Below are 25,939 nucleotides of genomic sequence, written 5' to 3' on the forward strand. Positions count from 1 at the left end.
ACGAGGGCGGCGACCTTGATGATGGCGAACCAGAATTCCATTTCGCCGAAGACCTTGACGGAGACGAGGTTCAGGCCGAGGACGACGATGAGGGCTGTCAGTGCCCAGACCCATTGGGGGACGTCGGCCATCCAGGGGACGTAGTTGCCGAAGAAGTTCATGTAGAGGGCGGCGGCGGTGATGTCCACGATGGTGGTGGTGGCCCAGTTGATCCAGTAGAACCAGCCGGAGACGAAGGCTGCCTTTTCGCCGAAGAATTCGCGGGCGTAGGAGACGAACGAGCCCGAGGATGGCCGGTGCAGTACCAGTTCGCCGAGGGCGCGCAGGATCAGGAAGGCGAAGAAGCCGCAGACGGCGTAGGCGATGACCAGGGACGGGCCGGCTGCGTTGAGCCGGCCGCCGGCGCCGAGGAACAGGCCCGTGCCGATCGCGCCGCCGATCGCGATCATCTGGATCTGCCGCGGCTTCAGGCTCTTGTGGTAGCCCTTGTCCTCGGCATGGAGAAGGTTCTCGGTGGCATGCGCCTGAACCGGAACCGTGTGGTCAGTGATGGGTTGGTTACTCATGGGAGTCCTTTGATTTCCTGTTGGGGGAGGAATCTTGCTACTTGCTGAGGTTGGCCAGGCGTTCGGGGCTGAGGAGTTCCTGCAGTTGGGTTTCGGTGAGCAGGCCGTGTTCGAGGACCAGTTCGGCCACGCCGCGGCCGGTGGCGAGGGCTTCCTGGGCGATGGCGGTGGCGGTGGCGTAGCCGAGGTGGGGATTCAATGCTGTCACCAGGCCGATGGATTGTTCCACGGTGAGGCGCAGCCGTTCGGTGTTGGCGGTGATGCCTTGGACGCAGCGGGCCCTGAGGGTGCGGCAGGCGGCTTCGAGGTGGGTGATGCTTTTGTGCAGGCTGTGCACGATGATCGGTTCGAAGGCGTTGAGCTGGAGTTGTCCGGCTTCGGCGGCCATGGTGATGGTGACGTCGTTGCCGATGACTTCGTAGGCGACCTGGCTGACCACTTCCGGGATTACCGGGTTGATCTTGCCGGGCATGATGGAGGATCCGGACTGGACGGCGGGAAGGTTGATCTCGCCGAGGCCGGCACGGGGTCCGGAGGAGAGCAGGCGGAGGTCGTTGCAGATTTTGGACAGTTTGACGGCGACGCGTTTGAGCACGCCGGAGAGGTGGACGAACGCGCCGACGTCCTGGGTGGCCTCGATGAGGTCGACGGCGGTGACCAGGGGCAGTCCGGTGATCTGGGCCAGGTGCCGGCAGGCGGCCTCGGCGTAGCCGGCGGGGGCGTTCAGGCCGGTGCCGATTGCGGTGGCGCCGAGGTTGATTTCGTGGATCAGCAGGTCCGCTTCGGCCAGGCGGAGCCGGTCTTCGCCGATGGTGACGGCGTAGGTGCCGAATTCCTGTCCCAGGGTCATGGGGACGGCGTCTTGGAGTTGGGTGCGGCCCATTTTGACGACGGTGCGGAACTCGGTGGCTTTGGCGGCGAACGCTTCCTCGAGTTCTTCCAGGGCGGAGAGCAGTTCGCGGGCGGCGAAGATGGTGCCGAGTTTGACGGCGGTGGGGTAGACGTCGTTGGTGGATTGGCTGAGGTTTACGTGGTCGTTGGGGTGCAGCCGGGCGTAGTCGCCTTTGGGGTGGCCGAGGATTTCCAGGGCCCGGTTGGCGATGACCTCGTTGGCGTTCATGTTCGATGACGTTCCGGCGCCGCCCTGGATGACGTCGACGACGAACTGCTCGCTGAGTTCGCCGTTCATGACGTCGGTGCAGGCCTGTTCGATGGCGGCGGCGCGTTCGGCATCCAGGAGCCCGAGTTCGAGGTTGGTGCGGGCGGCTGCGAGTTTCACGGCGGCGAGGCCGCGGACCAGGTGCATGTTGCTCGAGAGCGGCTGCCCGGTGATGGGGAAGTTTTCCACGGCGCGCAGCGTGTGGACGCCCCAGTAGGCCCCGGCGGGGATGTCGCGGTCACCGAGCAGATCATGCTCGGAACGGACAGCCACCGTCTGGGCGTCCGGCAGGGTTTGGGTTTCGGTCATGTGGTGCAGTCCTTAAAGAACGTCGTTGGTCGGGGACAGGGAGGAAAAGTCTGTGGCCTGCAGCAGGCCCACTTGGCGGCCTCCGCCGAGGACCGCGCCGGTGGCGATGCCTGCAAGGGCGGAGGTGTCGATGTCGAGCGCTTCCAGCGCGCGGACGGTGACGGGCATCCGGGCCCGGTCACCGCCGTCGGAAATCTTGACGGCAACGGCGCGTCCGTCCGGCAGCCCCACCAGTTGGATGCCTTCGAAGCCGTCCTTCGCGAGGGCGCCGGGCAGGAGCCGCATGAGGTCCGTGACGTCGCGGCCCTCGCCGGCCACCATGTCCGGGTGGCGGCGCATGGAATGCGCGACGGCGGCTTCCGGGCTTTCGGGGGCGGACGCACCATCGGCCAGTTCGGCCGAGGCGAGGCGCCCGAAGGCGCGGGCCATGCCGGCGAGGGTGAGGGCGAACAGCGGGGTGCCGCAGCCGTCGGTGCTGGTGCCGGCGGCTTCTTCGCCGGTCAGGTCGGTGACGGTTTCAGCGACGAGCCTCTGCAACGGGTGGGAGGGGTGCAGGTAGCCCTGCACCGGCCAGCCGTTGATGACGCAGGTGGCGGCCATGGCTGCGTGCTTGCCGGAGCAGTTCTGGGCCAGCTGGGTGGGACGACCGCCGTCCCGCAGGTATTCCTCTCGCTCGCGGACGCCGTAGGGGAGGTCCGAGCTGTTTTCGAGGGCCGCGGGCGTGAGGCCGTGCAGTTCCAGGATGCGCATGGCGCCGTCAAGGTGCCGGGCTGCTCCGGAGTGGCTCGCGGCGGTGAGCGCCAGAAGGTCGGCGGGCAGGTCCAGGCCGGCCCGGACCATGGCCACGGACTGCAGCGGCTTAAGGGAGGACCGGGGGTAGAACGAGGCCCGGGGTTCACCGGCGGAGAGCAGCGTGCGGCCCCCCGGGGCGGTGGCGATCAGGGAGCCGTAGTGCACGCTCTCCACCAGGCCGTCGCGGGTCTGGACGGCGAGGGGCTCGTGCCGCGGCAGGACCGCTGAGGCGGCGGGCGGCGCGGAAGGGTAACGGCTTGCCGGCATGGCGGGGGAAGGCATGGCGTCCTCTGGGTTGCGTGTTGATTCGAGTTGGGTGTGGCGTGGAGGAGTTGGGTGTGCTGGTTGGTCCGGGGTGCCAGTAAGGCCGGGCGGCTACCCGCCCGGGCTTACCGGTTAAGGATGGAGTCGAGGGCTTCGCCGACGGCGCGCAGGTGCTCGGCCATGGCGGCGCTGGCTTCTGCCGCTGACCCGGCTTCGATGGCGTCCAGGATGTGGCGGTGTTCGACGTCGGAGGCGTACTGGCGATCGGCCACCATGTTGAGGGTTTCGGACTGGTGGGCGAGGGCGTCGCGGATGTCAGCCACCACGCTTTCGAACACCTTGTTGCCGCTGGCGCGGGCGATGGCGGCATGGAAGCTGGAGTCGAGGGCGACCCAGGCTTCGGGGTCGGTTTCCCCGGCCATGGACGCCATGATGCCACGGAGGATTTCCAGGTCCTCGGGCGTGCGGCGCTCGGCGGCCAGGCCGGCGGCGGGGACTTCGATGTGCGGGCGGGCCTCGGTGAGGTCGCGGGCGGAGAACTGGCCCAGGACGAGGTCGTTGGCAACATGGTCGGCGACGACGAACGTGCCTCGCCCCGTCTTGGTCACGGTCAGGCCGAGGGCGGTGCAGGAGCGCAGCGCCTCACGGATCACGGAGCGGCTCACCCCGTACTGCGAGGCCAGGGCGGCTTCCGAGCTGAGCTTCGCGCCGACGGCCAGGCCCCCGCTTTGGATCTCGCCGCGGATGGCGTTGAAGACAGCTTCGGCCGCGCTAAGGCGCGCCAGCGGAAAGGTGCTGACACCGGTTTGCTGTCCGGCTGTCCGGCTGTCTGACAGGTTCACGATTAAGAATATGGCACGGGTCACAGGAATGTGTCAACCGCAGGCCGGAGACGGTCTGAGCGTGACGTCCCGCCCGGGAAGGGAGAGGTGCGTCCGGCTGGTACGTTCGTTCCGATGCACGCCTTTGCGTCCCCGTGGTCGCGGGCGTAGCGTTGAGAGTACGGACAAACCGGCACGATCGTACCTGAATGCTTGGGAGGTGTCTTGACCGATCCATTCGCCGCCGGCCTTGCGGCAGCCGTCCGCGCCCGCCGTGACGCCCTCCGGCTGAGCCAGCAGGATCTGGCGGACATGGCCGGGGTTTCCGAGCGCTTGGTCCGGTTCGTGGAGCAGGGCAAACCGACCCTCCGGCTGGACACGCTCCTGGCCGTGTTGGAGACGCTTGGCCTGGAGCTAAATCTCGGAATCCGGGCCCGGAACGCTGCCCAAACACTGGCGGCCCAGCCGCCGGCGGACATCCCGCCATCGGCCCAGCCGCCGTCGGACATCCCCGGCAACGAACCCGGACCGGAAAACCGGCCGTGAGGCACCGCATCGCTGACATCTACAAGCGGGGTGTGCTGGCAGCCCGGCTGGAACGGTACGACGGCGGCACCAGGTTCAGCTACCTGCCCGCCTACCTGCAGAGCGGCCGCCCCGCCGTCGCGAGTTCGCTCCCGCTCACCGCCGAGCCGGTGCTGTCCGGGGCGGGTGCGGCGCCGCCCTACTTCACGGGGCTGCTCCCGGAGGGCCGGCGGCTGAACGCGTTGCGCCGGTCCATCAAGACCAGCGCGGACGACGACCTCTCGCTGCTCATCGCCGCCGGCGGCAACCCGGTAGGCGACGTGCAGATCGTGGGCCACGGCGAGCCGCTGGACCCGGAGGAGCACGCCGTCGAGGTGGACCCGCGCAGACCTGTGGACTTTGACGAACTGCTGGGCGACTCGGGGCTGATCGATCCGGTGGCGCTCGCGGGCGTGCAGGACAAGCTGTCCGCCGGCATGATTTCCATGCCCGTGGCCAGCGCGGGGCGCCGCTTCATCCTCAAGCTCAACGCCCCCGAGTTCCCGCATGTGGTGGAGAACGAGTTCATCATGTTCCGCTACGCGGCCAAGCTGCGGATTCCGCTGAGCCGGGTGCAGCTGATGCGCGACGTCGCCGGCCGGCCGGGGCTGCTGGTGGAACGGTTCGACCGCGTGCCACTGGCAGGTGAGCGGGACGCGGTGCAGCGCCTCGCCGTCGAGGACGGAGCGCAGGTGCTGACGCTGTACCCGGCCGACAAGTACAACGTGGGATTCGGGACGGTGTGCCATGCGCTCGCCGAATACTGCGCGGCGCCGCTGCCGGCGCTCCGGAACCTCGCCATCCAGGCCGCCTTCGCGCTGCTCAGCGGCAACGGCGACCTCCATGCGAAGAACGTGTCCATGGTGCAGCAGCCGCACGGGGAATGGTCCATCGCCCCCGTCTACGACATCCCCTCCACAGTGGTCTACGGGGACAAAACGCTCGCCCTGACGCTCGGCGGCAAGCGCAGCGGCATCTCACGCAAGCACTTCCTGGCCTGGGCCACGGGCCTCGGACTGCCCGAACGCACGGCTGCCCAGGGGGCGGATCTGGCGCTGAAGGCCGCAGGCCCGCTGCTCGCGGACCTGGAGTCGGGGACGGCGTTTTCGTCTACTGCCGCCGCTTCAACGGCCACCACTGCAGCGCACGACGGCGGCGCCTCGCCTTTTCCGGACATGGTCACCAAAGCGTGGGTCAAGGAGCTCAAACACCGGCGGCGGCTGCTGGAGGGGTAAAACCGTCGTACCAGTTGAGCACGCGCAGGGCCCGAAGTGTGTTCCAGCGGCTGGGGCGCCCGTCGCCGTCCTCCATGGCGAAGTGGATGCGGCCGGGGTGGGTGTTCTCGAGCAGCCAGGTTCCCCCGGGCTGCCGTTTTGAGCGGAGCAGGCCGACGGCCTCGGCCAGGCGGGTGTCCGGTGGCGCGCCTGCATCCGGGAAGGCGGTGTCCAGGAAGGAAGCGTCCCGGAAGTAGTCGAGGCCGCGGAGCGCGTCATAGAACCAGCGGGTCGGGTAGGAGAACTGCAGCCAGTCCGGGTCAACCAGCTCCCCGGTACTCTTGCGCCGTAGCAGCACACGTTCCAGCAGATACTCCTCGCCCCGCTTCCGGGCAGCAACCGACTCCGGAGTTCCGCCGGTGGCCCGCTCGTGTTCCAACAGCCCTTCCAGAACGTTGATGGTGGTCGCGAAGGACGAGCGCACCGACCCCCGCTCCGCCTCGCAGTTCCAGCCGCCGTCGTCGAGCTGTTCGCCGAGGAGCCGCCGGACGATCCCGTCGACGTTCTCGCCGAAGTAGGCTCCGAGGGCCACGGCCTTGCCGTTGATGCAGGGTTCCACCTCACCGTCGAAGAACGGCTGGCCGCCTTCCTCCCAGCGGCTGTTCTCCCGGACTTTCCCCACCGCGGCGCGGGCTTCTTCGCTGCCCGGGTCGAGACCGAGGTCGCGCAGGAGCAGCAGGCTGTAGGTGGTGGCGGTCCACGGCTGGCCAGCCTCGGAGCCGTCATACGGGACGGGGAAGAAGGTGCCGCCGTCCCACTGGCCGTCGTCGCCCTGCAGGGCGAGCAGGCGCGCACCCCAGCCCTCCGTGGCCACCCGGGCGCGTTCGGCGCGGACCTCTTCCGCAGGCGCCTCCGTCAGGTCGCGCAGGACCTGCCACCGGATCGAGGGGTCGGAATCGAGCAACCAGTCGAGCACGCGTTTACCGGGCCGGAATCCGCGAGTTAAAGGTGCTGGATGCCCGCTCGCTGCATGGCGTCCTTGTAAACCTCCACGCTCTTGGTCAGGAGTTCTTCCTGCTTGGCCTCGGAAACCGCAAAGGCCCGCCCGCCGAGCGCGCTGGCCTTATAGATTTTGATGCCGTTGTTCTTGAGTGAGTAATGGTAGGTCTTCTCGAAGAGGGTCAGGAAGGTGGCGGCGTCGGTCCCGTGGGCGATGATGGCCGAGACGCGCCTGTTGATCTTCATGAACTGCCGGAAGGGGCGCAGGCCGTCGGTCTTTTCCTGGACGCTGAGGGCCGAGGGCATGTCCGGGTCGCGCACCCAGGGATAGGCGTTCCACGGCATGACGTAGCGCGGATCCAGTTCGGCGAGCTCGTAGATCTGCGTGGCGCGCCGGGCGGCCTCGTCGTCGTTGAAATGGGATACAAACCCGGACTCGGTTCCCTTGCCCGGGCTGACCTGGAGGCTGACAATCCGGCATTCGTCCTCGTCATGGACGGGGTCGATATAAGGAACGGTCGATCCCGGCTTCTTCTCCATGAGTTCATCGCACAGTTGCGTCACTGCTGCGATGTTCGGTTCCTGTAGCAGGGCTTTCTTTTCGTCCCAGTCAATCGTCACGATTTCTCCCTTAGCTGCATGGCGTCCAAGAATCAGGCGTCTTAGGCCACTCTACGCTTTTGACGGTAAGGGTGGGTGGGGGAGTTTCCGCCGACCCGACAGGACTGCTAAACCCCGGCACCCCGGAACGTGAACCGGCCCGCCACGAGCGTTGCAGCGACGGGCATCCCGGCGAACACGGCATCGGGCGCGGCAAGGGGATCCGCATCCAGCACGGCAATATCCGCCACATCCCCCGCCTGGATCCGGCCGCGCCCCCGCGTTGAGGCGAGCAGCGCCTCCTCCCGGGTCAGCGACTGCTCAGGGTGCCACGGGCCGCGGCCGTCGTTGCGCGCCCGCGCCGTGGCGGCGGACATCGCCAGCCACGGGTCCAGCGGTGCCACCGGCGCATCGGAACCCAGCGCCAGCCTCGCCCCGCCGTCCAGCAGTGAGCGCAGCGGGAAGGCCCGGCCAGTGCGGCCGGCCCAGTTCGCGTCAGCGGCGTCGCGGTCGTCGAGGGCATGGGCCGGCTGGACGCTGGCCGTCACGCCAAGCTCGCCGAACCGGGCGAAGTCCTCCTGCCGCACAAACTGGGCATGCTCGATCCGGCCGCCGGTTCCGGCTTCGGCGAAGGCATCCAGCGCCACCTGGTTGGCGCCGTCGCCGATGGCGTGCACCGCCGGCACAAAGCCCGTCTCCCGCGCCTTGCCGAGCAGGGCAACCAGCTCGGCCCCGCTCACGGTCAGGATGCCGTGGCCGCCGTGCGGATAGGGGTCAACGCAGAAGGCGGTACGGGTGTTGAGGGAGCCGTCGATCAGCACCTTCAGCGGACCCACCCGCAAAAGTCCCGCCCCGCCGTCGACCTCCTGCCCGGTCCGCATTCCCGCCGCGGCCGCCCGCTCCAGATCCTCCGGATACACGCCCGCGTCCACGCGCAGGGAACTGAATCCGCCGACGATCCGGCGCAGCCAGACGTCGCGGTTCCACGTCATCTCCAGGTCCACCACGCCCACAACACCGCGGGCGGCGGCTTCCCGGCCGGCCGCACGCACCCAACCGTCCACGACGTCGTCGGGCAGCTTTCCGAGCTCGCGCGTGAGGGCAAACGCCGGCTCCTCGCGGAGCAGGCCGTCTGCCGGAAGCTGGACTCCGTAGCGCCGGGCGGCCGCCGAATTCAGCCAGACACAGTGCAGGTCGTGGCTGATCAGCGCCGTGGGCACTTCCCGGGTGGCGTCGTCGAGCATCTCCGCGCTGGGGACGTCACCCCAGACGGCGTCCCGGAAGCCTGCGCCCACCACCGTCATAGCCGGTGCGGCCGCCCGGTCTGCCCGCGGGCCTGCCGCCGTCATCCCCTTCCGGACAAGTTCGACGGCGGCCCTCGCCGAAGCGGCGCCGGAAAGATCGATCCGGTTGGCGGCCAGCGCCCACTGCGTCATGTGGACGTGCTCGTCCCACAGTCCCGGAATGACGACACGGCCCTCAAGATCCAGCACGTGGGCACCCGCCGCCTTGAAATCGTCAGAGCGTTCCTCGGCTGGCGTGACCGCGGCGACGCGGCCGTTCCGGACATGGATGTCGGAGGAGCCTGGGTCGCCGGGCAGCCGCACGGAGGCCAGCACCACGTCCGCTGACACCGGGTCCTGAGCGGCTGGGAAGTCCTGTGGCTGATAGTGGCTGGAAGGCATAGGAACAGGCTAGGCAGGGATCCGTCCAGCGCCAATCCGCCCCGCCCCGTCATGGCGCACTCTTCGCTGGTCCGCGCCGTCGGGGATGCGGCGGAACACCTCTTCCCAGCACTGGCGGAAGGGTGCATTCTGGACGTGACACGGTTCCGACGATGAAGTCGGGGAGGCGTTGGGCACATGAACCTTAATATCCGGTCCTTTGACACGTTCCGGCCGAGTCGACGCGGGCAGCGACTGCCCGCCAGGGGGACGTGAGTGCCGTGGACATCACCGCAAGCCATCACCGCCTCAAGGTCGTGGTCCACATCGACGCGAACATGGAACGCGCCTGCATCGAGGTCCGCGGAACCCTGACGCCGGCCAACATCCGGGCGCTTTATGTGGTTGCGCGGCGTGCCAGGACTCTGTTGCCAGGCAAGGAAATCATTCTGGATCTGTCGATGGCCCGTGCCGCCATCGAGACCATCACCGCGCTGCATGATCCCGCCCAGCTCACCCAGCTCAGTGGCGAAGGCACGTCGGATAAGCCCTGCCGGCTGAGCATTCTGGACCCCCGGCCGGGCATCCACCAGCACCCGTCATTCACTCACGGGCGGGGCGACCACAAGCACATCGACCACAAGCACACCGACCACAAGCATCCTGACGGTCAACAGGGCGTCCGGTCAGGCCACGTCCAGGCATCAGGTGACGTTCAAGCGACTGCCGTGGAACCGGGCACCGCCCAACCCGGTGATGCCGAACCACGGGTGGCAGCCCGCCGCAGGGCCCGAGATAAGGAACCGGCATGAAACCTGGCCGCATGGTGATGCTCGTCCTCGGCACGATCGCCGCGCTCCTGGGACTGGGGCTGCTGGCGGGCGCGGCCGGGGTGGGCTGGCTCAACTTCCAGCAGCGCGACGAAGGTTACTTCACCACCCAGTCGCACCGGTTCGATGCAGCATCCTCCGCCATTACGTCCGCAGGGCTGGACGTGATGGTGAGCGGCAGGCTGCCGGACGTCATCCCGTCGGATACGGCCGGCAGCATCCTGCTCCGCGGATCGGCAGCCAGCCCGGGAACGGGAATTTTCATCGGCATCGCACCACAGCAGGACGCGGCGCGCTTTCTCGACGGGGTCAAGCGCTCGGAAATCCGCGAATTGAATCTGCGGCCCTTCAGGGTTGACTACACCGAAGTGCCCGGCACGCGGACCCCGGCCCGCCCCGGAGCCCAGAAGTTCTGGGTCGCATCCGCCGAAGGCGCCGGTACGCAGGAACTCAAGTGGAACATCATCCCCGGAAGCTGGACCGTGGTGGTCATGAACGCCGATTCCACGTCCCCGGTATCCGTGGATCTGCAAGCCGGCGTCCGCTCCGACCTGCTCTGGCCGCTGTTCCTGTGGCTGCTCATTGCCGGGATCGTGCTGCTGGTCGTCGGTGTCCCGCTGATCGTTGCAGGCGCCATGGGACTGGGACGGCACGGGCCGCCGCCGCACGTTCCCCCGTCACACTACCCGCCGGGCCAGTATCAACCCCAGCACCAACCCGGCCACTATCCGCCCGGTCATCCGCTCGCGGGTCAGGCCCCGCCGGCGGAAACTCCGACGCCGGGACGGCCAGCCGCTGCCGGCGCCACCGGTCCGTTCGCCAGCTCTTCCGTACCCAGGGAGAGGCCGGGTGTCCCGCCCGGCGCGGCTGCGCCATCCGGAGGTGCCGGCGTCCCTCCCGGCTATGCCGCCGTGCCGCCCGGCTATGCCGCCGTGCCGCCCGGCAGCGGAGGGCCTCCGGGCATGTCGCCGGGTCCGTACCCGGCGGCGGCCTACCCCGCTGCCGGTTATCCGGCCCCGGGTTATCCGGCACCCGGCTATCCCGCCCCGGACGGCGGGGCGGGCGCACCGCCGCCGTCCGCCGTCGTCGACCAATTTGAGAACCCGAGGTACCCGGCCCGCCTGACCGGCCACGTGGACCCGGCGCTGTCCCGGTGGATGTGGCTGGTCAAGTGGTTCCTGGCCATCCCGCACCTGATCGTCCTGTTCTTCCTCTGGTTCGCGCTGATCGTGACCAGCATCGTGGCGTGGTTTGCGATCCTGTTCACCGGCCGTTATCCGCACTCGCTGTTCAATTTCAACGTGGGCGTGCTGCGCTGGAGCTGGCGGGTGTCCTTCTATGCCTTCACGGCGATCGGCACGGACCGCTACCCGCCCTTCACCCTGGCCCGCACCGACTATCCGGCCGACTTTGAGGTGGACTATCCGGACCATCTGTCGCGCGGCCTGGTGCTGGTGAAGTCCTGGCTGCTCGCCATCCCGCATCTGGTGATTGTGGGCGTGCTCGCGGGGTCCTCCCGTACCTGGGTGGCTTCCTCCGACGACGACTTTGCAGGCGGCGCCGGCAGCTACACGGCAGGCAGCGCGGTTTCCCTGCTCACGCTCCTGGCCTTCATCGCCGGCGTCATCCTGCTGTTCACCGGCAGGTACCTCCGGAGCCTGTTCGACCTGCTCATCGGCCTCAACCGCTGGGTCTACCGCGTCGCAGCCTACGTTGCTCTGATGCGGGACGAGTACCCGCCGTTCCGGCTCGACATGGGCCCCGTCGATCCCGGCGAGACCCCGGCCGTCAGTCCACAAACCATTCCACCAAGAGGGCCATGATGAAACTCACCGTTCACACCTTCGTGAGCCTCGACGGCGTCATGCAGGGCCCGGGCGGCAGGGACGAGGACACCAGCGGCGGCTTCGAGTTGGGCGGCTGGGTGGTGCCGCTCTTTGACGAGGACATGGGCAGGATCGTGAACGGGTGGTTCGCCGAAGCCGACGCCATCCTCCTGGGCCGCACCACCTACCAGATGTTCCAGCCCTACTGGGAGCAGGTCACCGACCCGGACGACGCCGTAGCCGGCGCGCTCAACAGCCTGCCCAAGTACGTGGTGTCCTCGACGCTCACCGAGGCGACCTGGCACAACACCACCATCCTCCCCGCGAATTTCCTTGAGGCCGTAGACGACCTCAAATCAGGCCCGGGCCGGGAGCTCCAGGTCCACGGCAGCCACCGGCTGGTCCGCGCCCTGCACGACGCCGGCCTGGTGGACGAATACCGGCTGATCATCTTCCCGGTGGTCCTCGGCCAGGGCAAGCGGCTCTTCGAACCCGGCGTCACGCCGTCGGCCTTCACCCTGGCCGGGAGCAAGGCGACCTCCTCAGGGGCGGTCCACCTGACCCTGCTGCCGGCCGCCTTCGGTGCCGCTGACCTGGAGGCGGGGGAATTCGAGGTGCGGGAAGGCCGCGAGCAGGTCAAGGACTGAAGTACCGTCAGCCCTGCCCTCGCAGGCGCTCCATTTCGCGGCGGTCCTTCTTGGTGGGGCGGCCGGTTCCGCGGTCCCGCTGCGGCAGGCCGAGCGCCGGAGCCACCGGCCGCGGTGGCGTGTGGTCCGTGAAACAGTGCGACGCTGCCTCCGCACCCACGCGCTTGGCGATGAGCCGGCGCACTTCGAGGATCCGTTCATAGCCGGGCTGGCGGACGCGCACGGTGTCGCCAGGCACCAGTGACTGCGAGGCCTTGGCCGGGTTCCCGTTGATGCGGACGTGCCCCGCGCGGCAGGCGGCGGTGGCGGCGGACCGCGTCTTGTACACGCGGATGGCCCACAGCCAGGCGTCGACGCGGACGGTGCTGGGGGCTGAGGGAAGGCTGCTCATGGTTGCAGCCGAGTATAGCCGGGCGGCTGTGGAGCTAGACGTCGGCGGATGCGGAACTTGCCGCAGGACCGTCCGCCAGCACGACCTCGAAAGCCTCAACCCGGCGGTCCGTGACTGTGGTGGGGGATTCCAGGTGTACGGCACCTGTAGGCAGGATGCCGGCGCCCCCAAATTTTTCCATCACCCTCCACTGGGCCACCACGTCCTCGCCGCTGTGTTCGAGCGGAAGTTGAGTCCAGAACTGGAAACCGCCGACGTCTTCCAGCGCCTGGCGTCGGAACATGGTGCACCCGCCCAGCCAAGCCACCTTGTACGGTATCCACTGTCCGGATTTGAGCCCCAGCTCTGCGCTCAGATGGCTCAGGTTTGCGGCGCTGTGTAGCGGCCAGCGCTCAAAACCCTCCTCCCCCGGACGGATGCGCTCCGGGGTTACGGGTCCCTGCCAGGGAGCAAAGGTGCCTGTCTGCTCGGGGCGGCGGTCATTCAAAAAGGAAAGGCCCTGAGGGGCCATGCCCACAAAGCCGCAGCCCAGGGTGTCGAGGGCATGACTCATCCGGGCCAGGGCACCCGGCTCCAGCCAGATGTCGTCATCGAGGAACAGCACTTTCTCCGCCCGGGCCTGTTCGAATGCAAAGTGGCGGTGTTCGGCAAGGCCCCGGCGGGGGAGGTGGCGGTGCAGCTCGACGGCGGTGCCCTGTGCACCGAGGACCCGGAGCAGGCTGGCAGCCGGCGGATGCTCCCATGCCGGCGGACCGTCCGACTGGTCACTGATCACAAGTCGAAAGGCAGGGCTGTCCTGGGCGGCGAGCCCCGCAAGCGTGACGGCAAGTTCGGCCGGCCGGTTGCAGGTGGGGATGAGGACGTCCAGCGCAGCGTCCTCGATGGGGTGGCCTGAGGCCCAATTGGCAGATGTGTGGCGAGTCATGATCATGGCCCTTCCGAGACGATAAGGCCGTTCGGTGCACTGGTTCAGGTACCCCGGGTTCCCGCTCCCTAAACGCGCTGCAGGCGTGTCGGACCGGACGCGCTGACGGTCGCTTTCATGACCGGTGTCTTGCGCCTGAACCTACGCGACGAGGACGGCCGCGGCCGAGTCCATGTGCTCGAGGATGGTGTTGCGGGCCAAGGTGGCGTCGCCGGTTTCGATGGCGGCGACGATGTCGTTGTGCCGGTCCACGCTCATGTTCCGCACGCCCTTCTCGAGCCCGGCGAACATGATGGACATCCGGATGGACCCTTCCAGGGATTCCCACGAGTGCAGCAGGGTCTCGTTGCCGGTGAGGCGGCACATGGTGCGGTGGAAGTCGAGGTCGGATTCCACCCGCTCCTCCATGGTTCCGTGGGTGGCAGCCTCCATGGCCTGGATGGCCGTGCGGAGCGAGCCGATGACGTGCTGGCGGTCCGGAAGTTCGCAGAGCGTGCGGGCCGCGAGGGATTCCAGAGCGGCGCGGACTGAGTAGATGTCGCGGATTTCCTTCGCATCCAGGTGGCGGACGGAGAGCCTGCCGCGGGCGCCCGCGGACACGAGGCCTTCCTGCTGGAGCTGCCGCAGGGCCTCGCGGAGCGTGCCGCGGCTGATCTGCAGCATCTCCGAGAGCTCGGTTTCCACCAGGTGGCGGCCGGGTTCGAGCGCTCCGCTGGTGATGGCGGTGCGCAACGCGGCCAGCGCCTGCTCGCGGAGGCTTTTCTTTTCCAGTCCCAGAAGGGCTGCTGCGGCCATCGGATTCTCCCCAAGGTCAGAGGTCAACTGTTTACAGTTGCCGTGTTAACAATCATGCCACGGCGGGAGCGCTGGCGCGTTGTCTGCGGCGCTCCTGCCGTGGCTGCGTGTCCCGTATTAGCCGAGTTCGGCGAGTACTTTCGCCACGATGCGCTGGACGGACAGGCCGTAGCGTTCGTGCAGCGTGGGCAGGGCGCCGGCGTCGAGGAATTCGTCGGGCAGTGCCACCGGCACCACGCGCTTGCCTAGGCCGGCGGTAACGACGGCGGATGCAACGGTTTCGAACAGGCCGCCCACCACGGAGTGGTTCTCCAGCGTGACCGCGAGGCGGTCGGTGTTGATCTCGGCAAGGACGGTTTCGGCGTCGAACGGCTTGATGGTGGGGGTGTGCACGACGGCGACATCCACGTTGTGTTCCGCCAGCGCCTTGGCTGCCTGGAGGGCGCGCATGGTCATCAGGCCGCTGGAGACGAAGACGACGTCGTTGCCCCCGCGCAGGACCTTGGCCTTGCCGAGTTCGAAGGTGTAATCGTACTCGTCCAGGACCGTGGGCACGTTGCCGCGGAGCAGGCGCAGGTAGGTGGGCCCTTCGCTGGCGGCCAGCTGCGGGACGGCCTGCTCGATGTCGATGGAGTCGCAGGGGTCCACGATGGTCAGGTTGGGCATGCCGCGGAAGATCGCCATGTCCTCGGTGGCCTGGTGGCTGGGGCCGTAGCCGGTGGTGAGGCCGGGGAGACCACCCACGATGTTGACGTTCAGGTTGGGTTCGGCCGCGTCCAGGCAGAGGAAGTCGTAGGCGCGGCGGGCGGCGAACACGGAGTACGTGGAGGCGAACGGCACCAGGCCGGTTTCGGCAAGCCCTGCGGCTGCGCCGAAGAGGAGCTGCTCGGCCATGCCCATCTGGAAGAAGCGCTCCGGGAAGGCCTTGGCGAAGATGTGCATGTCTGTGTACTTGCCCAGGTCCGCGGTGAGGCCGACGATCCTGTCGTTCTCCTGCGCGGCCTTGACCAGTGCGTGCCCGAACGGGGCGGAGGCGGTTTTCTGGCCCGGATCGGCGAAGGACGCGATCATGGCCGAGGTCTTGAGCTTGGGGGCGGTGGCCTTCACAGCGGTGGTGCTCATCGGGCGGCCTTTCCTTCGTATCCTGCGGTCAGCTGCTCGCGGCAGGTCTGCCATTCGTGTTCTTCGATGCGCATGAAGTGAGCTTTTTCCCGTTCCTCCAGCAGCGGCACGCCGCGGCCCACCTTGGTGTCGCAGAGGATCACGGAGGGGCGGCCGCTGGCGGCGGCCTGGTCTGCGGCGTTGTCGAACGCGGCCAGCAGCGCGGCGACGTCGTTGCCGTCCACCCGCTGGGTGTACCAGCCGGCAGCCTCCCACTTTTCGGTAATGGGTTCGGTGCGGAGCACGGTGTCGGTCTTGCCGTCGGCCTGCAGGGCGTTGATGTCCACCATGGCGGTCAGGTTGCCGAGCTGGTGGTGGTGGGCGCCCATGGCGGCTTCCCAGGTGGACCCTTCGTCCAGTTCGCCGTCGGAGAGGAAGTTGTAGATCCTGGCGCCGGATCCCTGGTGGCGCAGGCCCAAGGCCATGCCGACGGCGATGGTCAGTCCGTGGCCCAGGGAACCGCCGGAGATTTCCATGCCGGGCGTGTAGGTGGACATGCCGGACATCGGGAGCCGGGAGTCGTCCGAGCCGTAGGTCTCGAGTTCCTCGACCGGAACGATTCCGGCCTCGGCGAGGGCAGCGTAGTGGCCGATGGCATAGTGGCCGGTGGAGAGCAGGAAGCGGTCGCGCTGCTCCCAGTGCGGGTCCTCGGCGCGGAACCGGAGCTGGTCGGAGTAGACGACGGCGAGCATGTCCGCCGCGCCGAGCGCCTGGCCCACGTAGCCCTGGCCCTGGACCTCGCCCATGTTCAGCGCGTGGTGCCGGATCCGGTAGGCGGCGGCACTGACCCGTTCGAGCCGTTCTGCTGCAGTTTCCTTTGCCATGGGTTCCTTCCGGGGGAGTGTCTGGTCCTGCAGTTCCTGCGGGCTGGCTTCGTTGACGGCGGTCATCAGGCGCTCACCGACTGGGGGGTGCTTTTGGTGATCTCATCAGCCAGCTCGCGTTCCCGCTTGCCCCAGGTTTCCCGGGTGGCGACGGCTGCCCAGAGGCCGATCAGGGCGTAGGTGCCGAACAGCAGGGCCGGCCCAATCCAGCCGAAGCTGACGAACAGCAGGGTGGTGATGAACGGGGTGAAGCCGGAGACCATGGCGGAGATCTGGTAGGCCAGCGAGGCGCCGGAAGCGCGGGTCTTGGCCTGGAAGAGCTCGGGGAACCATGCGCCCTGGGCGCCGGCGAGGGAGTTCTGGCAGACCGCGTAGGAGATCACGATCGTGGCGATGATGAAGACGAAGAGGCCGGTGTTGACCAGCAGGAACATCGGAATGGCGAACAGCGCGGCGAATGCGGTGGACCAGATGTACAGGGGGCGCCGGCCGATCTTGTCGGTCAGGGCCGCCCAAGCCTGGGTGGCGAAAATACCGATGGCGGACGCGATGCAGAGGGCCACCAGGGTCTGGGACTTGTCGGCGAGGTGCTGGCTGTTGATGTAGGAAATCATGTAGGTGATGGACACGGCGTAGCCGGCGGTCTCGGCGATGCGCAGGCCAATGCCCTTCACGATGTTGCGCCAGTCGGTCCTGATGACCTCCACGATGGGTGACTTGACGATGTCGCCGTGGTCCTTGACCTCGTCAAAGACAGGGGACTCGGGAACCTTGGAGCGGATGATCAACCCGACGATCACCAGGAGGATGCTGGCCAGGAACGGAATGCGCCAGGCGAGTTCGCTGCCCAGCTGGACGCTGAACAGGAAGGTCAGGTTGGCCAGCAGCAGGCCTACCGGGAAGCCGGCCTGGACAATGCCGGTGTACTTGCCCTTGGTTTTCCAGGGCGCGTGCTCGTAGCTCATGAGGATCGCTCCGCCCCATTCCGCGCCGAAGGCCAGGCCCTGGACGATGCGGACGAACACGAGCAGCGCCGGGGCGAGCAGTCCCACTGCGGCGTAGGTGGGGAGCAGGCCGATGGCGAAGGTGGCCAGGCCCATCAGGATGAGGGAAGCCACCAGAACGGGCTTGCGGCCCACCTTGTCGCCGAGGTGGCCGCCGATGATGCCGCCCAGTGGACGGGCTGCGAAGCCGACCCCGAGGGTGGCAAAGGAAGCCAGGGTCCCGGTGACGGGATCGCTTCCCGGGAAGAAGGCATTGCCGAAGTACAGGGCGGCTGCGGTACCGAAGCCGATGAAGTCGTAGGTCTCGATTACGGCGCCGACGCCCGAGCCAATGGCAACACGCCTGGCGTCCTTGGTGCCGTGGACCGGACCGCGCATGGTCAGAGCATCTTTGCTCATGGTGGTTCCCTTTCGAAGAGCGGCTGGAGAGGCTCCATCGCTGTCGACTGTTAACAAGATGCGTCCAGTGTGACCCACGTCATGGCTGACTGTCAACAGTCACCGTTAGGAGTTGACTGTTAACATTCAACACGACTACTGTGGTGTCCATCACTACAGCCTGCCGGGCACGACCAGAGGATCAATGACGATGTTCCATTCCCGACTCGGGTGCTCATCAATCAGCTTCCGCCACCAGGACCTGCCAACAGCCCTGCGAACCATCGCAGGGCTTGGTTTCGCCGAGATCGACCTTGGCGCCCTCCCCGGCGTCTGCGACCACGTTCCGTATGAACTCGACGCGGACGCCGTCTCTGCCGTTGCCACCGACGTGGCCGCATCGGGCCTTCGGGTGCGTTCCGTCAACGGGGATATCGGGGCCCTTAACGCCGTGCTCGACGCCGGCCGGCAGGCTGAGCGGGACAGGCACCTTGATGCGCTGCTCACCCTCACCGCTAAAACGGAGGCCAGAGCTCTTGTCCTTCCCTGCGGTGCGCTGAGCCACGAGCCGGTCCGCGGCCTCGACGGGGATCTGGACACCGTCGCGTCGCAGCTCATCCGGGCGGCGGAGCGCGCGGCCGGGTTCGGCGTCGAACTCTGGACCGAATCGCTGCATTTCCTGCGGTTCTGCTGGAACCTGGAACGCGCAGAACTGCTGGCACAGCGGCTGGCCGGTTCCCGCGTTGGAATTGTTATGGACTTCAGCCACATTGTCGCCGCCGGCGAGGACCCGCTGGAGTACCTGGCACGCCACGAGGGCCGGATAGCCCACGTGCACCTGCGCGATGCCGTGCCCGGCAATATCAACCTCAGCATCGGCAACGGACAGGCCGATTTCGCGGCCGGGCTGCGGGGCCTGGCCGAACAGGGCTACGCCGGGCACTTCAGCCTGGAACTGGAAACCCGCGACATCACCCACGACGAACGCCCGGCGGCGGCCGCGAAGGCAGCCAGCTTCATTACCGACCTCATCTGACCAATCCCACAAAAACCTCTTAGGAGCCATCATGACCACCATTCAGCGCACCGCCGTCCTCACCGGAGCCACCTCGGAACGGGGCATCGGCATCACCACCGCCCGCCGCTACGCCAGCCAGGGCTGGGGCGTGGTGATCCTTGACCTCGACGGCGAGAAGTCCGCGAAGGTCGCCAGCGAAATCGGCAACGAATTCAACGTCCCGGCGTTCGGCCACGAGATTGACGTCGCCAACGAGGAGTCCGTCAACGCCGCCTACAAGGCAGTTTCGGCCGAGGTCAAGAGTGGCGCCCTTCCCGCCGTCGGCGCCCTGGCCAACATCGCCGGCATCACCTCGCCGGTGCCCTTCCTGGAAACCACCCTTGACCTCTGGAACAAGGTCATGGCCGTGAACTCCACCGGCACCTACCTCGTCACGAAGGCCTTCCTGCCGGACATGATGGACAACGGCTGGGGCCGGATCGTCAACATGTCCTCCGTATCCGCTCAGCGCGGTGGCGGCGTCTTCGGCAAGGTCCCCTACTCCGCAGCCAAGGCCGCCATCCTCGGCTTCACCAAGGCCCTCGCCCGCGAACTCGGCGACTCCGGCGTGACCATCAACGCCATCACTCCCGGCGCCGTGGATACCAACATCCGCGTCGGCAGCACCGAGGAGCAGGAAGCCGCCATCAACGCCGGCATCCCCCTGGGCCGCAACGCCACCACCGAGGAAGTTGCCGCCGTCATCACCTTCCTGTCCTCCGAGGAGTCCGCCTACCTGACCGGCACCACCATCGACATCAACGGCGGAAGCCACATGCACTAACGCGCCGCGAAGACAGCGCCGCCACCCCGCCCAACACCCCCGCCCCGCCGCACGCCGCCGCAAAGAAAGCCAGCCATGACCAGAATCTTCAACAATCCAGCGGAATTCGCCGAGGAAGCACTTGGCGGCTTCTGCGATCTTCACGCCGGACTGGTCCGCCAGGTTCCCGGCGGGGCCGTGCGCCGCCACCGCCCCGCGGCGCCGAAGGTGGCGGTCCTCGCCGGCGGCGGCTCGGGCCACTACGCGGCCTTCGCCGGGCTCATCGGTCCGGGCTTTGCCGACGGCGCGGTGGTGGGAAACATCACGTCACCCTCCGCCCAGCAGGCCTATGCCGTGGCCGAGGCCGCGGACAGCGGCGCAGGTGTGGTGTTCACCTACGGCAATTACGCCGGGGACGTGATGAACTTCGGCATGGCCAGCGAGCGGCTGGCCGCCGAGGGCATCGCCGTCGAAAACGTCCTGGTGACGGACGACGTCGCCAGCGCCCCGGCGTCGGAAGCGTCCAAGCGGCGCGGCATCGCCGGGGACTTCATGGTTTTCAAGGTCATGGGGCAGCCGCCGAAGCCGGCGCGGACCTGGCCGAAGTCGTCCGCCTGGGCCGCAAGGCCAACAGCCTCACCAGGACCATCGGGCCGCCACCGCCCGAAGCGTGCTGAGGGCCGGCGACAGCTATTCGACGGTGACCCGCACCCGCTGGACCGTATTGTTGCCCATGCCCTGGTAATTCCAGTGCTGCTCCAGCGGCTGCACGGCGCCGGTCGCGTCGGTGGCCCGGCACGCCAGTTCGTGGTGGCCGGGGTCCGCCACCCAGGGCAGGCTCCAGCCCCGCCACGCGAAGGCGCCGGCCGGCTTGTCCAGCTGCGCCGGAACCCACTTGCCATCGATGCCGACCTCCACCTTCGTCACGGTGCCCTCACCGGACCACGCCCGGCCCTGCAGCATGACGGGCCCGCGGGGCAGGTGCCGGCGTCGGGTGAAGAAGTCCGGAATGCCCGGCGGAACCATCAGCGACCGCACCCTGATCCGTGAAACCGGGGTGCCGGCGTCGTCCGCGTTGTGCTGGTAGCGGTAGGCGACCGACTGCTGGAAGCCTTGGAACGGCGTCGTGACCACCTGGATTGACTGCAGCCACTTGACGCTCGCCATGCCGTACCAGCCGGGGACCACCAGGCGCAGCGGATAGCCGTGCTGAGGCGGCAGTTCGCTGCCGTTCATCTTGTAGGCAAGAACGACGTCGGCCCGGGACGCTTCCGAAATCGGCAGGCTCCGGGCGTACTGCTGCCGGACGCCGCCCTGGATCCCGGAATCAAGGCCGGTGAACACCACCTCAACCGCCTCCGGCTCGACACCGGCCTGGGCCAGCAGGTATGCCAACGGCACACCGGTCCACACGGCCGTCCCCACACCCTCCATTGTCCAGGGCTGGCTGAGCGGCCGCGGCCGGAGCAGGGAGCGCCCGTTGCCGGCGCATTCCATGGTCACCTGGACGCTGATGGCCGGATCGCGCTTCAGTGCCGCGAGACTCAGTTCCATGGCCCGCTCCACGGCGCCGCCGATCAGCAGGTGCCAGGCGCCGCTGACCTGCGGAATGTCGAAGTGCGTCAGCACATAATGCAACCCGGGCGGAGTCACGTCCTCGCGCAGTGCCTCAAGCGGCATCGAGTGGTTCCGCACCGCGAGCTGCAGCTCTTCCCTGGTGAGCGGGCCTTGCGTGGGTTCACCGGAAGGCGCTGTGACACCGGTATGGGGTGCGGGGCGGGCGGATGGTCGGCGTCGGTAGATCAGCTTGGACATGGCCTGGCGATTCTGCTCGGTGCTGCGGTTTCTGTGCCGCCGCGGTGCAGCGGCTGATAGGCGTGCTCCTCCTCACAGGTTTACGCTGCGCGCATATGACCGTCAACCGCCCAGCACCAGCCCCTACAGTTGCGGCAGCTTCACCAGTTCCTCAAGTTCCATCGGGTCCCGGCCGGTGAGGCCGTGCACGTCCGACGTCACCCCGGCCAGTTCCCCGGCGGCGATCGCCGTGTAGGTGCTAACCCAGGCCTCGACTTGCCACGCCGGTGCTCCGTAGGAGGCGCGGGAGGCGAATGCCTCCTCCAAGGTTTCGTTGTGGTACGTGACGGTCCTGCCGGTGGCACGCGTGAGCACCTCCGCGGCGTGCTCCAGCGAGATGTCTTCCGGCCCGGTCAGGTCATAGGTTGCGCCGGCGTGGACGGCAGGGTCGCGGAGCACGGCCACCGCGCACCGGGCAATGTCCTCCCGGGCGACGGCGGCCATCACGCCGTCGCCGGCCGGACCCCGGATCACACCGTCCGCCCCAGCCAGCATGGGCAGGAAATCCAGGTAGAAGTTGTCACGCAGGAAGGTAAAGCCCATGCCGGACGCCCTGATCCGCTCCTCGGTGGCGTAATGGTCGCGGCCCAGCGTGAAGGTGGAATCCGGCGCAGCGCCGAAGAAGGACGTGTACACGATGTGCTGCACCCCGGCTTCCGCGGCGGCGTCCACGAAGGCGTAATGCTGCTGCAGCCGGTCCTCCGCCTCCGCCGCCGACACCATGAACAGGACCTTGACGCCTTCCAGGGCCGGGCGGGACAACGCGGGGTCGCCGTAACTGACCGCCACCGCCGGGGCGTCCAACAGGCGCGGCGCCCGCCGGGCGTCCCGCACCAGCAGGCGCTGGGAGAACCCGGCATCAGCCAACTGGCGGGCCACCATGCCGCCCAGGACCCCGGTTGAGCCGGTGACGGCGAGGTCTGGAAGATCCGTCATGGGTGCTCCTAGGCCTCGCGGGTGGCGGGGGACTTCGTCTGGGCCGGGTCCCGTTCGGCGAGCGAGCCGACGGCGGCGTCGATCTTCTTCAGGACATCAGGGTCCAGGCGCACGCCGGCGGCCGCGGCGCTGTCGGCCACCTGTTCCGGCCGGGACGCACCCACGATGGCCGAAGCGACGTTCGGGTTCTGCAGTACCCAGGCCACCGCCAGCTGGGGCATGGTCAGCCCGGCCTCCTCGGCGACCGGGCGCAGCTCCTGCACGGCGGCCAGAACGTCGTCGCGCATCCAGCGCTGGATCATCTTCGCACCGCCCTTGTCGTCGGTGGCGCGGCTGCCCTCCGGCAGCGGCTGGCCCGGCAGGTACTTGCCGCTCAGCACGCCCTGCGCCATGGGGGACCAGACGATCTGGGACACGCCCAGCTCCTCCGACGCCGGGACCACTTCCGCCTCGATGACCCGCCACAGCATGGAGTACTGCGGCTGGTTGGAGATGAGCTGGAAGCCCAGTTCCTTGGCCAGGGCGTGGCCGCTGCGGAGCTGCTCGGCGGTCCACTCGCTGACGCCGATGTACAGGGCCTTGCCCTGCCGGACGATGTCCGCGAACGCCTGCATCGTCTCCTCGAGCGGCGTTTCAAAATCGTAGCGGTGCGCCTGGTACAGGTCCACGTAGTCCGTCTGCAACCGGCTGAGGGACCCGTCGATGGACTCCATGATGTGCTTGCGGGACAGGCCGAGGTCGTTCTTGCCCTTGGGACCGGTGGGACCGAAGACTTTCGTGAAGATCTCGATGGACTGCCGGCGTTCGCCCTTGAGTGCTTCGCCCAGAACGCTTTCCGCCGCGGTGTTGGCGTAGACGTCCGCCGTGTCGAACGTGCTGATGCCGGCGTCCAGGGCCGCCCGCACGCACTGGGCGGCGACGTGGTTCTCCACCTGGGAGCCGTGCGTGAGCCAGTTGCCGAACGTGATTTCCGAAATCTTGAATCCGCTGTTTCCGAGGTATCTGAATTCCATGGGCTTCACGCTAGCGGAGATGGTTGCTCAGGGTAAGGGATGCCTGCCCCTTATCTCGCGCCCTATCTCACCGCCGCTGCCGCCCTCGGCATGGAACCAGTGCCCTCAGGCGCGGGTGCGGGCGTCCGGGTGCTGCGCAAGCGACGTCATGGACCCGGTGTCCAGGACCGTGACGTGTCCGGCAACAGCAGGTTTCCGCGCAGGACGCGGCGGCTGGGCGGACAACGCCAAGGCGGACCGGACCGTTTCGCCCTTGCTGGCGGCGCCCTTGCCGGAGGCGCCGGTGCCGGCGGGGACCGTACTCGAGGCACCGGTGCCGGCGGCATCCGGGCTGGACGGTTCGGCCGGCACGGCGTCGTTGCGCAGGGCCGACTCCACAAGCGGCGCAACCTCTGTCACGCTGGCCGCGGCAACGCCGGGAGGCGGGAGGTCCCGCACGGTGACCTTGACTTCCGATGCGGCGGCCCGGGCTCGCGCCACAGCACGGGCGTCGGCGGCAGCCACGGCGTCGGCCCAGTCCTTGGCGAGGACCGGCGGTACCGGCCGCGCGGCCGTGATCAGGGGATGATGGACGACGGCGTTGCGCAGCGACTCCTGGAGGCCGGCGCGGGTCCGCAGCTTCTTCCAGTCGATCGGTGCACGGGGATCGCGGACCGGCCGGGGCGCCTTGGCGGCCTTTTTCGTCTTGGTTATTGCCGGCACCACATCTGCGTCCGCGGGAAGCGGGCTTCCGTCAGCAGCGAGCCGCACGATCTCGATGGTCTCGTTCGTGGGGAGGCGGCCGAACAGTGCCATCACGATCAGCGCCACCAGGCGTCCCAGCCCGGCAATCACCAGCGTGAGCATGACGCTGATGCACAGCCCGATAAACATCAGGAAGGCAACCCCCAGGGTGCCGAAAAAGGTCAGGTTCAGTGCAATCGTTGTCGGATCTTCCACTTCACCCTCCTTACCATCGGCGCCCGGCCCGTCACCCAGTGATCGAGCCCGGTGGTCACGCCGGAAAACAGCCCCTAACCACCATACGGACTATTTACTGCCGACATGCCCTCATGACAAGCGCCGGCAACTGTTGTTTCAAAGCTGTTATAGGACCCGGCCACATCCGGACGCCGATAGGCTGATCCGGCAAGCGCCCCTGCCAAGTTCCAAAGGATGCCATGACCGAGCCAGAATCCTTCTCCGGCAACTGCCCGTGCCTTTCCGGGGAGCAGTATGCGGATTGCTGCGGCCGGTTCCACAACGGGTCGGCGGAGGCAGCCACCGCCGAACAGCTGATGCGCTCCCGCTACTCCGCCTTCGTCCTGCTGGATGCCGGATACCTCCTCAAAACGTGGCATTCCAGCACCCGGCCGGCAGAGCTGGAGTTCGGTCCCGGCCTGGAATGGCGGCGGCTGGACATTGTGTCCGCCGAGCGCGGCGGACCGCTCGACACCGAAGGCGTCGTGGAGTTCAAGGCTCACTTCCGCCAGGACGGAGAGCGAGGCGTCCACCACGAAGCCAGCCGCTTCCTCAGGGAGGGCCGGCGCTGGTTCTACGTGGACGCCATCGCGCTTTACCGGTAGCGGCAGCTTCCTGGTTCAGTGCTCCTCATAGTCCGCCGTGGGGGTGAATCCGGCGCGGTCCACCTTGCGGTGAAAGTGCATGCCGGCCATGCCGCCAAGGACTGCACCGACCAGCGCCACCAGGGCGACCACTACGGCGGCAATGATGCCCGTGGTGGTGACCTGGCCTTCGTTGACCGGAATCCGCGGGAAGCTGTTCAGCTGCGCCAGGATGTTGAATTGCTCGCCGGCGATCATGCCGAGTACGGCCACGAGCACAGCGGCGATCAGGGCCCAGATCCAGACCATGAACCCCTGCTTCGCGCCATTGAACCGGGCCATCCTGCCTGCGACGTAACCGCCGCTGTAATAGGACGCGAAGAGGATGACCAGCAGGATGATGATGCCCGCGATCCCAACAGTCTGGTTCGAGGCGGCGCGGCCCACGGCGGCGTTCACGTCGGTGTTCGTGGCAAGTCCCACGGCAGTCCCGGCCGCAGCGACCAGGGCGGTCAGCAGCACAGCCATGCCCGTGGCGGCCAGCCAGCCAAAGAACGCCGAGCCAATCTTGATGCCGCCGAACGCCTCCCTTTCGCGGGCTGCGGCCATCTCCCGGGTGGCGAAGGCCGGATCGTCGGGCCGTGGCGTATCCGGGCGGTCGTCAGGTTCATCGTCGGGTGTGTAGTCCCGCTCGGCGTACGGCGCACCTGCGTCCGTGGTGTGGAGGGCCCGGGTGTGCGTGTCCGTCGAAGCGCCCGTGCCGGTGATGCCGGAGCGGTCCGACCGCCGGGTCTGCGTGGCATCGTAGACAGGAGTGGCTTCCGTGGGGGCGTCTGCCGCGCTGTGCTCCGGCCGACGGAGATCCGGCCGATTGAGATCGGGCCTGCTGGTTTCGGACGGAACTGATTCAGAGGAAGTGCGCCGGGGGCGTCTGTCCCCGGAGCCGGTTGGGCTGCTCATCAGCGACTCGCTTTCATTGAACGGACCCGGGCTCAGGGGCCTAAGCCGGGCAACGCAATGCCGAGGCCAAGGCACTGGC

General features: G+C 67.9%; 26 protein-coding genes and 1 pseudogene. 9 read left to right on the forward strand and 18 right to left on the reverse strand.

Going from position 1 to position 25,939, the window contains the following annotated elements:
* From ACFTSA_RS23010 to ACFTSA_RS23025, 4 genes are all read right to left on the reverse strand, one after another.
* Positions 1–566 (reverse strand): amino acid permease (locus ACFTSA_RS23010; RefSeq protein WP_377954314.1); only part of this gene is annotated, 566 nt, incomplete at its 3' end.
* A 37-nt stretch (positions 567–603) separates the two neighbouring features.
* Positions 604–2,034 (reverse strand): aspartate ammonia-lyase, encoded by a 1,431-nt coding sequence (locus ACFTSA_RS23015; protein ID WP_377954315.1) that lies wholly within the window; start codon positions 2,032–2,034, stop codon positions 604–606.
* Between the two features lie 12 nt (positions 2,035–2,046).
* The gene (locus tag ACFTSA_RS23020; RefSeq protein ID WP_377954317.1) at positions 2,047–3,108 is read right to left on the reverse strand and encodes an asparaginase; all 1,062 of its coding nucleotides are present in this window, start codon (positions 3,106–3,108) and stop codon (positions 2,047–2,049) included.
* A 107-nt stretch (positions 3,109–3,215) separates the two neighbouring features.
* Entirely contained in the window at positions 3,216–3,932 is a 717-nt protein-coding gene (locus ACFTSA_RS23025; protein WP_377954318.1) for a FadR/GntR family transcriptional regulator, read from the reverse strand.
* A gap of 204 nt (positions 3,933–4,136) precedes the next feature.
* Between ACFTSA_RS23025 and ACFTSA_RS23030 the strand changes: the two genes are divergently transcribed.
* A complete protein-coding gene (locus ACFTSA_RS23030; protein WP_377954320.1) occupies positions 4,137–4,457 on the forward strand; it encodes a helix-turn-helix transcriptional regulator in 321 nt (106 codons plus the stop codon).
* Positions 4,454–5,710 (forward strand): type II toxin-antitoxin system HipA family toxin, encoded by a 1,257-nt coding sequence (locus ACFTSA_RS23035; RefSeq protein WP_377954322.1) that lies wholly within the window; start codon positions 4,454–4,456, stop codon positions 5,708–5,710. Before ACFTSA_RS23030 ends, ACFTSA_RS23035 begins: the two co-directional genes overlap by 4 nt.
* Here ACFTSA_RS23035 and ACFTSA_RS23040 read toward each other — a convergent pair.
* The 3 genes from ACFTSA_RS23040 to ACFTSA_RS23050 form a co-directional block, all read right to left on the reverse strand.
* Positions 5,679–6,665: a hypothetical protein gene (locus ACFTSA_RS23040; RefSeq protein ID WP_377954323.1), complete on the reverse strand. Its 987-nt coding sequence runs from the start codon at positions 6,663–6,665 to the stop codon at positions 5,679–5,681. The genes ACFTSA_RS23035 and ACFTSA_RS23040 overlap by 32 nt on opposite strands.
* 26 nt (positions 6,666–6,691) lie before the next feature.
* The gene (locus ACFTSA_RS23045) at positions 6,692–7,309 is read right to left on the reverse strand and encodes a uracil-DNA glycosylase (protein ID WP_331574690.1); all 618 of its coding nucleotides are present in this window, start codon (positions 7,307–7,309) and stop codon (positions 6,692–6,694) included.
* A gap of 107 nt (positions 7,310–7,416) precedes the next feature.
* Entirely contained in the window at positions 7,417–8,973 is a 1,557-nt protein-coding gene (locus ACFTSA_RS23050; protein WP_377954324.1) for an amidohydrolase, read from the reverse strand.
* A gap of 260 nt (positions 8,974–9,233) precedes the next feature.
* Between ACFTSA_RS23050 and ACFTSA_RS23055 the strand changes: the two genes are divergently transcribed.
* Genes ACFTSA_RS23055 through ACFTSA_RS23065 form a run of 3 tightly spaced genes read left to right on the forward strand, consistent with a single transcriptional unit; the run spans position 9,234 to position 12,255 of the window.
* On the forward strand, positions 9,234–9,764 hold the full coding sequence (locus ACFTSA_RS23055) for a hypothetical protein (RefSeq protein WP_377954326.1): 531 nt from the start codon (positions 9,234–9,236) through the stop codon (positions 9,762–9,764).
* Entirely contained in the window at positions 9,761–11,605 is a 1,845-nt protein-coding gene (locus ACFTSA_RS23060) for a DUF4389 domain-containing protein (RefSeq protein ID WP_377954328.1), read from the forward strand. The genes ACFTSA_RS23055 and ACFTSA_RS23060 overlap by 4 nt, the downstream gene beginning before the upstream one ends.
* Positions 11,602–12,255, forward strand: coding sequence for a dihydrofolate reductase family protein (locus ACFTSA_RS23065; protein ID WP_377954329.1), 654 nt, complete (start codon positions 11,602–11,604; stop codon positions 12,253–12,255). Before ACFTSA_RS23060 ends, ACFTSA_RS23065 begins: the two co-directional genes overlap by 4 nt.
* Positions 12,256–12,262: 7 nt before the next feature.
* Here the strand turns inward: ACFTSA_RS23065 and ACFTSA_RS23070 are convergent, their stop codons facing one another.
* The 6 genes from ACFTSA_RS23070 to ACFTSA_RS23095 all read right to left on the reverse strand — a co-directional run bounded on the left by ACFTSA_RS23070 (position 12,263) and on the right by ACFTSA_RS23095 (position 17,754).
* Positions 12,263–12,646, reverse strand: coding sequence for an RNA-binding S4 domain-containing protein (locus ACFTSA_RS23070; RefSeq protein WP_377954331.1), 384 nt, complete (start codon positions 12,644–12,646; stop codon positions 12,263–12,265).
* A gap of 34 nt (positions 12,647–12,680) precedes the next feature.
* The gene (locus ACFTSA_RS23075) at positions 12,681–13,571 is read right to left on the reverse strand and encodes a glycosyltransferase family 2 protein (RefSeq protein WP_377954332.1); all 891 of its coding nucleotides are present in this window, start codon (positions 13,569–13,571) and stop codon (positions 12,681–12,683) included.
* Positions 13,572–13,712: 141 nt separating this feature from the next.
* Positions 13,713–14,366: a GntR family transcriptional regulator gene (locus tag ACFTSA_RS23080; protein ID WP_377954333.1), complete on the reverse strand. Its 654-nt coding sequence runs from the start codon at positions 14,364–14,366 to the stop codon at positions 13,713–13,715.
* 117 nt (positions 14,367–14,483) lie between these two features.
* Positions 14,484–15,488, reverse strand: coding sequence for a transketolase family protein (locus ACFTSA_RS23085; RefSeq protein WP_377954335.1), 1,005 nt, complete (start codon positions 15,486–15,488; stop codon positions 14,484–14,486).
* The gene (locus ACFTSA_RS23090; protein WP_377954372.1) at positions 15,485–16,351 is read right to left on the reverse strand and encodes a transketolase; all 867 of its coding nucleotides are present in this window, start codon (positions 16,349–16,351) and stop codon (positions 15,485–15,487) included. The genes ACFTSA_RS23085 and ACFTSA_RS23090 overlap by 4 nt, the downstream gene beginning before the upstream one ends.
* Before the next feature lie 65 nt (positions 16,352–16,416).
* Positions 16,417–17,754, reverse strand: coding sequence for an MFS transporter (locus ACFTSA_RS23095; protein ID WP_377954337.1), 1,338 nt, complete (start codon positions 17,752–17,754; stop codon positions 16,417–16,419).
* Between the two features lie 190 nt (positions 17,755–17,944).
* Between ACFTSA_RS23095 and ACFTSA_RS23100 the strand changes: the two genes are divergently transcribed.
* The 3 genes and pseudogenes from ACFTSA_RS23100 to ACFTSA_RS23110 form a co-directional block, all read left to right on the forward strand.
* Positions 17,945–18,769, forward strand: coding sequence for a sugar phosphate isomerase/epimerase family protein (locus ACFTSA_RS23100; protein WP_377954373.1), 825 nt, complete (start codon positions 17,945–17,947; stop codon positions 18,767–18,769).
* 31 nt (positions 18,770–18,800) lie between these two features.
* Positions 18,801–19,574 (forward strand): SDR family NAD(P)-dependent oxidoreductase, encoded by a 774-nt coding sequence (locus ACFTSA_RS23105; protein WP_377954338.1) that lies wholly within the window; start codon positions 18,801–18,803, stop codon positions 19,572–19,574.
* A 75-nt stretch (positions 19,575–19,649) separates the two neighbouring features.
* A pseudogene (locus ACFTSA_RS23110) lies at positions 19,650–20,206 on the forward strand (dihydroxyacetone kinase subunit DhaK); the annotation flags it as partial.
* A gap of 37 nt (positions 20,207–20,243) precedes the next feature.
* On the opposite strand, the gene ACFTSA_RS23115 reads toward ACFTSA_RS23110, so the two are convergent.
* The 4 genes from ACFTSA_RS23115 to ACFTSA_RS23130 form a co-directional block, all read right to left on the reverse strand.
* Positions 20,244–21,368, reverse strand: a complete 1,125-nt coding sequence (locus ACFTSA_RS23115; protein WP_377954340.1) for a sulfite oxidase — start codon at positions 21,366–21,368, stop codon at positions 20,244–20,246.
* A 123-nt stretch (positions 21,369–21,491) separates the two neighbouring features.
* Entirely contained in the window at positions 21,492–22,343 is an 852-nt protein-coding gene (locus ACFTSA_RS23120) for an SDR family oxidoreductase (RefSeq protein WP_377954341.1), read from the reverse strand.
* Between the two features lie 8 nt (positions 22,344–22,351).
* Positions 22,352–23,356 (reverse strand): aldo/keto reductase family protein, encoded by a 1,005-nt coding sequence (locus ACFTSA_RS23125; RefSeq protein ID WP_377954343.1) that lies wholly within the window; start codon positions 23,354–23,356, stop codon positions 22,352–22,354.
* Between the two features lie 105 nt (positions 23,357–23,461).
* Positions 23,462–24,295 (reverse strand): hypothetical protein, encoded by an 834-nt coding sequence (locus tag ACFTSA_RS23130; protein ID WP_377954345.1) that lies wholly within the window; start codon positions 24,293–24,295, stop codon positions 23,462–23,464.
* Between the two features lie 221 nt (positions 24,296–24,516).
* On the opposite strand from ACFTSA_RS23130, the gene ACFTSA_RS23135 reads away from it, so the two are divergent.
* On the forward strand, positions 24,517–24,921 hold the full coding sequence (locus tag ACFTSA_RS23135) for a YchJ family protein (protein WP_377954347.1): 405 nt from the start codon (positions 24,517–24,519) through the stop codon (positions 24,919–24,921).
* 15 nt (positions 24,922–24,936) lie between these two features.
* Here ACFTSA_RS23135 and ACFTSA_RS23140 read toward each other — a convergent pair whose 3' ends face one another.
* Positions 24,937–25,860, reverse strand: a complete 924-nt coding sequence (locus ACFTSA_RS23140; protein WP_377954349.1) for a YrzE family protein — start codon at positions 25,858–25,860, stop codon at positions 24,937–24,939.
* Between the last annotated feature and the right edge of the window lie 79 nt (positions 25,861–25,939).

The organism is Arthrobacter sp. NPDC057013, from assembly GCF_042674585.1.
Lineage (GTDB): Bacteria > Actinomycetota > Actinomycetes > Actinomycetales > Micrococcaceae > Arthrobacter.

Bases quoted from the DNA above. Each gene is read 5' to 3' on its own strand.
- ACFTSA_RS23090 (WP_377954372.1), bottom strand. From the start codon at position 16,351: ATGGCAAAGGAAACTGCAGCAGAACGGCTCGAACGGGTCAGTGCCGCC.
- ACFTSA_RS23120 (WP_377954341.1), bottom strand. From the start codon at position 22,343: ATGACGGATCTTCCAGACCTCGCCGTCACCGGCTCAACCGGGGTCCTG.
- ACFTSA_RS23105 (WP_377954338.1), top strand. From the start codon at position 18,801: ATGACCACCATTCAGCGCACCGCCGTCCTCACCGGAGCCACCTCGGAA.
- ACFTSA_RS23095 (WP_377954337.1), bottom strand. From the start codon at position 17,754: ATGAGCAAAGATGCTCTGACCATGCGCGGTCCGGTCCACGGCACCAAG.
- ACFTSA_RS23080 (WP_377954333.1), bottom strand. From the start codon at position 14,366: ATGGCCGCAGCAGCCCTTCTGGGACTGGAAAAGAAAAGCCTCCGCGAG.
- ACFTSA_RS23015 (WP_377954315.1), bottom strand. From the start codon at position 2,034: ATGACCGAAACCCAAACCCTGCCGGACGCCCAGACGGTGGCTGTCCGT.
- ACFTSA_RS23020 (WP_377954317.1), bottom strand. From the start codon at position 3,108: ATGCCTTCCCCCGCCATGCCGGCAAGCCGTTACCCTTCCGCGCCGCCC.
- ACFTSA_RS23125 (WP_377954343.1), bottom strand. From the start codon at position 23,356: ATGGAATTCAGATACCTCGGAAACAGCGGATTCAAGATTTCGGAAATC.
- ACFTSA_RS23140 (WP_377954349.1), bottom strand. From the start codon at position 25,860: ATGAGCAGCCCAACCGGCTCCGGGGACAGACGCCCCCGGCGCACTTCC.
- ACFTSA_RS23075 (WP_377954332.1), bottom strand. From the start codon at position 13,571: ATGACTCGCCACACATCTGCCAATTGGGCCTCAGGCCACCCCATCGAG.
- ACFTSA_RS23060 (WP_377954328.1), top strand. From the start codon at position 9,761: ATGAAACCTGGCCGCATGGTGATGCTCGTCCTCGGCACGATCGCCGCG.
- ACFTSA_RS23050 (WP_377954324.1), bottom strand. From the start codon at position 8,973: ATGCCTTCCAGCCACTATCAGCCACAGGACTTCCCAGCCGCTCAGGAC.
- ACFTSA_RS23070 (WP_377954331.1), bottom strand. From the start codon at position 12,646: ATGAGCAGCCTTCCCTCAGCCCCCAGCACCGTCCGCGTCGACGCCTGG.
- ACFTSA_RS23135 (WP_377954347.1), top strand. From the start codon at position 24,517: ATGACCGAGCCAGAATCCTTCTCCGGCAACTGCCCGTGCCTTTCCGGG.
- ACFTSA_RS23085 (WP_377954335.1), bottom strand. From the start codon at position 15,488: ATGAGCACCACCGCTGTGAAGGCCACCGCCCCCAAGCTCAAGACCTCG.
- ACFTSA_RS23065 (WP_377954329.1), top strand. From the start codon at position 11,602: ATGATGAAACTCACCGTTCACACCTTCGTGAGCCTCGACGGCGTCATG.
- ACFTSA_RS23115 (WP_377954340.1), bottom strand. From the start codon at position 21,368: ATGTCCAAGCTGATCTACCGACGCCGACCATCCGCCCGCCCCGCACCC.
- ACFTSA_RS23100 (WP_377954373.1), top strand. From the start codon at position 17,945: ATGTTCCATTCCCGACTCGGGTGCTCATCAATCAGCTTCCGCCACCAG.